This window comes from Halomonas sp., assembly GCF_014859505.1.
Lineage (GTDB): Bacteria > Pseudomonadota > Gammaproteobacteria > Pseudomonadales > Halomonadaceae > Halomonas.
Map to the genome: position 1 here is coordinate 1 of NZ_JACUUD010000145.1, position 6,259 is coordinate 6,259.

8 protein-coding genes are annotated in these 6,259 nt (G+C 67.6%); 2 read left to right on the forward strand and 6 right to left on the reverse strand.

Annotation, left to right across the window (positions count from 1 at the left end):
• The 4 genes from IBX53_RS13950 to folE form a co-directional block, all read right to left on the reverse strand.
• Nucleotides 1-1,451: NAD-dependent succinate-semialdehyde dehydrogenase (locus tag IBX53_RS13950; protein ID WP_290910323.1), on the reverse strand; the 1,451-nt coding region annotated here is incomplete at its 3' end.
• A gap of 120 nt (nucleotides 1,452-1,571) precedes the next feature.
• Complete coding sequence (locus IBX53_RS13955; RefSeq protein WP_290910326.1) at nucleotides 1,572-1,952, reverse strand: hypothetical protein; 381 nt, start codon at nucleotides 1,950-1,952, stop codon at nucleotides 1,572-1,574.
• A gap of 102 nt (nucleotides 1,953-2,054) precedes the next feature.
• Nucleotides 2,055-2,465 carry a dihydroneopterin triphosphate 2'-epimerase gene (gene folX / locus IBX53_RS13960; RefSeq protein ID WP_290910329.1) on the reverse strand — a complete coding sequence of 137 codons (411 nt, stop codon included), beginning with the start codon at nucleotides 2,463-2,465 and terminating at the stop codon, nucleotides 2,055-2,057.
• A gap of 25 nt (nucleotides 2,466-2,490) precedes the next feature.
• Entirely contained in the window at nucleotides 2,491-3,048 is a 558-nt protein-coding gene (folE, locus tag IBX53_RS13965) for a GTP cyclohydrolase I FolE (protein WP_290910331.1), read from the reverse strand.
• A gap of 228 nt (nucleotides 3,049-3,276) precedes the next feature.
• On the opposite strand from folE, the gene IBX53_RS13970 reads away from it, so the two are divergent.
• Entirely contained in the window at nucleotides 3,277-3,822 is a 546-nt protein-coding gene (locus tag IBX53_RS13970) for a hypothetical protein (RefSeq protein WP_290910335.1), read from the forward strand.
• An 84-nt stretch (nucleotides 3,823-3,906) separates the two neighbouring features.
• On the opposite strand, the gene IBX53_RS13975 is transcribed toward IBX53_RS13970, so the two are convergent.
• Complete coding sequence (locus IBX53_RS13975) at nucleotides 3,907-4,893, reverse strand: serine/threonine protein kinase (protein ID WP_290910340.1); 987 nt, start codon at nucleotides 4,891-4,893, stop codon at nucleotides 3,907-3,909.
• Between the two features lie 64 nt (nucleotides 4,894-4,957).
• Nucleotides 4,958-5,731 carry a ComF family protein gene (locus IBX53_RS13980; protein ID WP_290910344.1) on the reverse strand — a complete coding sequence of 258 codons (774 nt, stop codon included), beginning with the start codon at nucleotides 5,729-5,731 and terminating at the stop codon, nucleotides 4,958-4,960.
• Between the two features lie 12 nt (nucleotides 5,732-5,743).
• Here IBX53_RS13980 and IBX53_RS13985 point away from each other — a divergent pair.
• Nucleotides 5,744-6,259: radical SAM protein (locus tag IBX53_RS13985; RefSeq protein ID WP_290910345.1), on the forward strand; the 516-nt coding region annotated here is incomplete at its 3' end.

Below are 6,259 nucleotides of genomic sequence, written 5' to 3' on the forward strand. Positions count from 1 at the left end.
AGATCGATGCAGAGGTACTTGGTCTCGAGATACTCCTCCAGGCCCTGGTGACCACCCTCGCGGCCGAGCCCGGACGCCTTGACCCCGCCGAAGGGGGCGGCGGCGTTGGAGATCAGCCCGGTGTTGATTCCCACCATGCCGTACTCCAGGGCGTCGGCGACGCGCCACACCCGGCCCAGGTCGCGGGAGTAGAAGTAGGCGGCGAGGCCGTACTCGGTGTCGTTGGCCATCTGCACCGCGCTCTCCTCGTCATCGAAGGGGAACACCGCGGCCAGCGGGCCGAAGGTCTCCTCATGGGCCACCTTCATGCTCGAGTTGGCGAAGCTGATCAGGGTGGGGGTGAAGAAGTTGCCTCCCAGCGGGTGCGGATGGCCGCCCATCAGCAGCTCGGCACCCTTGTCCACCGCATCCTGGACGTGCTCGCTGACCTTGGCCACGGCGTTATCGTCGATCAGCGGGCCGATATTGATGCCCGCCTGGGTGCCGTCGCCCACCTTGAGCTCGCTGTGCATGGCCACGGCGAGCTTTTCGCAGAAGGCATTGACCACGCTGGACTGCACCAGGAAGCGGTTGGTGCAGACGCAGGTCTGCCCGGCGTTGCGGAACTTGGCGGCCATGGCGCCCTCCACCGCGGCGTCCAGGTCGGCATCCTCGAAGACGATGAAAGGCGCGTTGCCACCCAGCTCCAGGGAGATCTTCTGGATGTGCTGGGCGGCATTGGCCATCAGCTCGCGGCCCACTTCGGTGGAGCCGGTGAAGGTGATCTTGCGCACCAGCGGCGACTCGGTCATGGCCGCGGCGATCTCGCTGGCGCGACCCGGGACCACGTTGAAGACGCCGCGGGGCACGCCCGCACGCTCGGCCAGCATCGCCAGGGCCGTGGCGGAGAATGGCGTCTGGCTGGCCGGCTTGCAGACGATGGTGCAGCCGGCAGCCAGCGCCGCGCCCGCCTTGCGGGTGATCATCGCCGCCGGGAAGTTCCACGGGGTGATGGCGCCGACCACGCCCACCGGCTGCTTGGTGACCACAATGCGCTGGTTGGCCTTGGCGGCGGGGATGGTCTCGCCGTAGACACGCCGCGCCTCCTCGGCGAACCAGCGCAGGAAGCTGGCCGCGTAGGCGATCTCGCCGGCGGCCTCCTTGAGCGGCTTGCCCTGCTCGAAGGTCATGATCATGGCCAGATCGTCCTGATGCTCCAGCATCAGGTCGTGCCACTTCATCAGGATGTCGGCACGCTCCTGGGCGGTCAGCGCCTTCCAGGCCGGCAGGGCGGCATGGGCGGCCTGGATGGCGCGTTCGGTCTCGGCGCGGCCCAGGCGTGGCACATCGCCCATGGGCTTGCCGGTGGCAGGATTGAGCACCTGGATCTGCTCGCCGCTGTCGGCGGCGACCCAGCTGCCATCGATGTAGGCGAAGGGACAGTAGAGCTGCGTTTCCTTGAGGGCTTCCATGGGCATCTCCTGAGGGCAAGGCGGTATTGTTGTAAAGGCAACCGAGGGGCGGCCTGCTGGCAAGACGTCTCTAGGATACGGGACCACGACGGGCAGGCGCCATGCCCCCGGCAGAGTTTGTCAACGGTCGCTGGCGCCCTCACCGGGCACCATCGGCGCGTCTTCGGGGACCAGGCGCTCTGCATCGGGAACCCTGCGCTCCTCGTCGGGGACCATATACTCGGCAGGCGGCTGCGGGGCAGTCGACTCCACCATGGCGGTCAGCACGGTGAGGATCAGCACCAGGGCGATGGCCAGCCAGCAGAAGGCTCGGCCGATGTAGCGAGACGGCTCACGACGGATCTGGCGCAGGCCGATCAGCGCCATGATCGCGACGGCCAGATTGAGGGGGACCAGAGCCCCCTGCAGCAGCAGGGCCAGCAGTGCGCTGACCATGGCGCCCATGGCCCAGGGAGAGTAGCGGCGCCGGGCAGGCGGCGGGGAGGGGTTGTCGACGTTCAAGAGGGCTCCAGCTCGATCAGTCAAATGACAGTCGCCACATGCTAAGGGCAAAGGCCCCGACGCTCAAAGCGACGGGGCCCGGGGAACGGCACGGCTCGCCGCTCAGGGGGTGCGGCGTGGCTCGCGGCTGGCCGAGAGGGTGATCGATACCGAGTCGGCGAAACGCAGCGCGTGAGGCTTGTCGATCTCGACCTGGGCGGTGAGCACCTGCTCGTGGGCCATCACCAGGTCCAGCACCTCGCGGGTCATGCGCTCGAGCAGGAGGAAACGGTTGCCCTCCACATGGGCGATCACCTGCTTGCTGATGGTGCGGTAGTTGAGTGCCTGCTCGATATGGTTGAAAGCCACCGCCTTGTCGGCGCGGTAGCGGATCACCGCATTGATGACCACGTCCTGGCGGTTCTGGATCTCCTCCTCCTTGATCCCGATATGGGTGCGCAGGCGAAGGTTCTTGATGCGTATGGTGGCCAGGTCATGATCGAAGTGCTGGTCATCGATGGCGTGCAGCGGCATGGCCGATCTCCTTGGCGGGTGGGCCTCAGCGTCCGTTGACCAGGGTCAGGAACTCGTGGCGGGTGGAGGGGTTGTCGCGGAAGGCACCCAGCATCACCGAGGAGGTCATGCTGGAGTTCTGCTTCTCCACGCCACGCATCATCATGCACAGGTGCTTGGCCTCCACCACCACCGCCACGCCCCGGGCATCGGTCACCTGCTGCACGGCTTCGGCGATCTGGCGGGTCAGGTTCTCCTGGATCTGCATGCGGCGGGCAAACATGTCGACGATGCGCGCGAACTTGGAGAGCCCTAGCACCTTGCCGCTGGGCAGATACCCGATGTGGCACTTGCCGATGAACGGCAGCAGGTGGTGCTCGCACATGGAATAGAGTTCGATGTCCTTGACCAGCACGATCTCATCGGTCTCCGACTCGAACACGGCCCCGTTGACGATCTCCTCCAGCGACTGCAGGTAACCGTGGTTCAGGAACTGCATCGCCTTGGCAGCGCGCTTCGGAGTGTCACGCAGCCCCTCTCGCTCGGGGTTTTCGCCCAGGGCAAGGAGGATGTGCCGATAGTGGTTGGCGATTTCTTCGGTCATGGTCGAGCCCGTCCTGGTCGCTATTCATGTACAGAAGATATACATGAAATCTATTCTGTACAAGATGATTTGCCTTGATTCCGCATTCTAGCGCAAGCCCCACCGCGGCGCAGGCTCGACACGTGACAACCTGCCGCACTTCAGCCCCGCAGCAAATGGGAGGGGGTCACTCCCCTGTGCTAGAATCTTGGCTCTCATGCAGTGCACGACTTCTTCCGAGAGCTCGACATGACCAAGACCCCCACCCTTCTGCTGCTGGCCGCCCTCCTGAGCCCGTCTCTGGCGATGGCCGCGACCCTGGAACTGCCCGCCGACGCGCGACTCGAGGTGCAGGTGATCGACTCCATCACCCTGGACCAGGACGAGCCGCGCCTCGATGACATCCTGCTGCGCCCGGTCGCCAACGGCCAGGGCACCCATGAACTGCCGAGCCACTGCATCATGGTGGGGGATGCCCGGCTGGAAGGCGAGCGGGTGCGCATCACCACCAAGTCCGTGACCTGCATCGCCACCGACGGCGGCGACAGCGAGATCTACAGCGGAGAGATGTCGGCGGCGGCCTTTGGCGCAGACGACAGCTTCGGCATTGCCGCCTGCGAGGGCGCGCGGTGCGAGATCACCCCGGAGGACACCTTCCAGCTGCGGCTGGCCAGCGATCTCTCCATCGAGGAGCAGGAGAACCAGTCCGAGCGGATCAACATCCAGCGCCGCCAGGCCGAGGGGGCCGGCGTGGCCAACCCGATTCCCGCCGAGCGTCCCGACCCGGACCAGTAAACCGACCACCTCGCACGCGACACAGCACTCCGCTCACAGCGCCCCATGCCAAGGGGCGCTGTGCGTTAGGGTATGAGACCGGCATCAGGCCAACCAGCGGGGCTCGCGCTCCAGGACCTGTCGCTGCTGCTCCAGTGAGCGGATCTGACCGTCCCAGTAGCCCTCATCGGCGAGCCAGGGAAAGGCCGCCGGGAAGGCCGGATCCTCCCAGCGCGCCACCAGCCAGGCGCTGTGTCGCAGCAGACGCAGGGTGCGCAGCGGCTCCATCAGGGAAAGCTCACGGCGATCGAACTCGCGGTGTTCCTCGTAGCCCTCCATCACCTCCGAGAGCTGCATGTGCCGCTCCTCGGCATGCTCGGCGGTGATCAGCATCCACAGGTCCTGCACCGCTGGGGCCATCAGGCAGTCGTCGAAGTCCACCAGCGCAAAGTGCTCATCGCGCCCCAGGATATTGCCGATATGGCAGTCGCCGTGGGCGCGGATCGCCCGCTCGGCCGGCCAGGCGTGGTCGGCCAGCCGCTCGTGCAGCGCCGCGGTGACCCGGGCATAGGCCTCGCGCTGGCGCTTGCCGAGCCAGGTACTGGCCAGCACCCGCTCGCGAGCCTCCTGCACCATCTCGTCCAGATCCATGGCGCCGCGATGGACGAAGCGACCACGCTCGCCCACGGCATGCACGGCGCCGATCAGCTCCCCCAGGGCAAACAGGTGCGACGGATTCTCCAGTTCCGGGGCCTGGCCCGGCAGGCCGGGAAAGAGCGCGAAGCGAAACTCCTGGGCGCGGTGCAGGCTCACGCCCTCGTCATCGCGCCAGGGCGCGGCCACGGCCACCCCGGCCTCGTCGAGCTCGGCCAGGAAATCGTGCTCCTCCTGGATCCTTGCATCGCTCCAGCGCTCCGGACGGTAGAACTTCACCACCCAGCGCCGCCGCTCGTCGTCATGCACCAGATAGACGCGGTTCTCGTAGCTGTTGAGGGTGAAGGGCTCACCAGGCAGCCAGAAGCCCAGTGATTCCACCGCCGCCACCACCCGAGCGGGCGAGAGGCTGGCGAAGGGATGTGGGGAAGTTTCCATAGCGGCGGTACCGGCAGTAAAACCCGCATGCTAACAGAGCCGTCGGCTTTGCTGCAGAAAGCCGTCAGCTTTCCTGCAGCGGCGTTCTCGCCACCGCCCAGGCCTCGACCTCGCGGGCACCCGCCGCCCGGCAGGCCGCCGCCAGCGCCTCCAGTGTCGCCCCGGTGGTCATGACATCATCCAGCAGCGCCACCCGCGGCGGCAGCGGTGCCTCGATCACGAAGGCGCGGCTCAGGTTGCGGCGGCGCTCGACACGGTCCAGGCCGCGCTGGCTGGGGGTATCCCGACACCGCCGGGCGCGCACCAGGGGGCGCTCGAGCCGACGCGCCAGGCGCCTCGCCAGCCACTCGCCCTGATCGAAGCCGCGCTCCCGGGCGCGGCGGGGATGCAGCGGCACCGGCACCAGCGCCTGGGGCCAGGCCAACGCCGCCTCGGGCAGGCCGGCCTCGAACAGCGCCAGCAGCACCGCCCCGGCCCGGGGAGAGGCCTCGAACTTGAAGCGCTGCACCAGCCCGGCCAGTTCCCGTTCATAGCGCAGCGGCACCCGGCTGCCATCGAAGGAGGGCGGGCAGCGCAGGCAGCGACCGCATGGCCTCGCCTCGGGGCGCCCGGGCAGGGGCTCTGCGCAGTGCGGACAGGCCGGCAGGTTCCAGGGCAGCCCGGCGAAACAGGCGGCGCACCAGGGGCGCTCCCGGTCGGCCTTGCCCAGGCAGAAGGCGCAGCGCCCCGGCAGGTGGCGACGCAGGAGATGGTCAACCCAGACACTCGCCCGGGTTGACAACAGGCGCCACTGGGATAGGCTTTCCGTCAACTTGTTAACCACATCAAAGTTGACCATAAGCGAGCCCCCATGCGTGACGCGACCTCGACCGCCGATTCCTTGACCCTAGCCGCCACGGCCCAGCCCCGCCACGACTGGACCCTCGACGAGATCGAGGCGCTCTTCGCCCTGCCCTTCAACGACCTGCTGTTCCACGCCCAGCGGGTGCACCGCGCCCACTTCGACCCCAACGCCGTGCAGGTCTCCACCCTGCTCTCCATCAAGACCGGCGCCTGCCCGGAGGACTGCAAGTACTGCCCGCAGTCGGGCCACTACAACACCGGGCTTCCCCGGGAGAAGCTGCTGGAGGTCGAGAAGGTGGTCGAGCAGGCCGAGGCGGCGAAGGCCGCCGGCGCCAGCCGCTTCTGCATGGGCGCGGCCTGGAAGAGCCCGCGGGAGAAGGACCTCGACGCGGTGCTGGAGATGGTGCGCCGGGTCAAGGCGCTGGGGCTCGAGACCTGCATGACCCTGGGGATGGTGGACGGCGACCAGGCCGGGCGCCTGGCCGAGGCGGGGCTCGACTACTACAACCACAACCTGGACACC

Coding starts and splice junctions, on each gene's coding strand:
- folX (WP_290910329.1), bottom strand. CDS start 2,465: ATGCCGCTGCACGCCATCGATGACCAGCACTTCGATCATGACCTGGCC.
- folE (WP_290910331.1), bottom strand. CDS start 3,048: ATGACCGAAGAAATCGCCAACCACTATCGGCACATCCTCCTTGCCCTG.
- IBX53_RS13975 (WP_290910340.1), bottom strand. CDS start 4,893: ATGGAAACTTCCCCACATCCCTTCGCCAGCCTCTCGCCCGCTCGGGTG.
- IBX53_RS13970 (WP_290910335.1), top strand. CDS start 3,277: ATGACCAAGACCCCCACCCTTCTGCTGCTGGCCGCCCTCCTGAGCCCG.
- IBX53_RS13980 (WP_290910344.1), bottom strand. CDS start 5,731: ATGGTCAACTTTGATGTGGTTAACAAGTTGACGGAAAGCCTATCCCAG.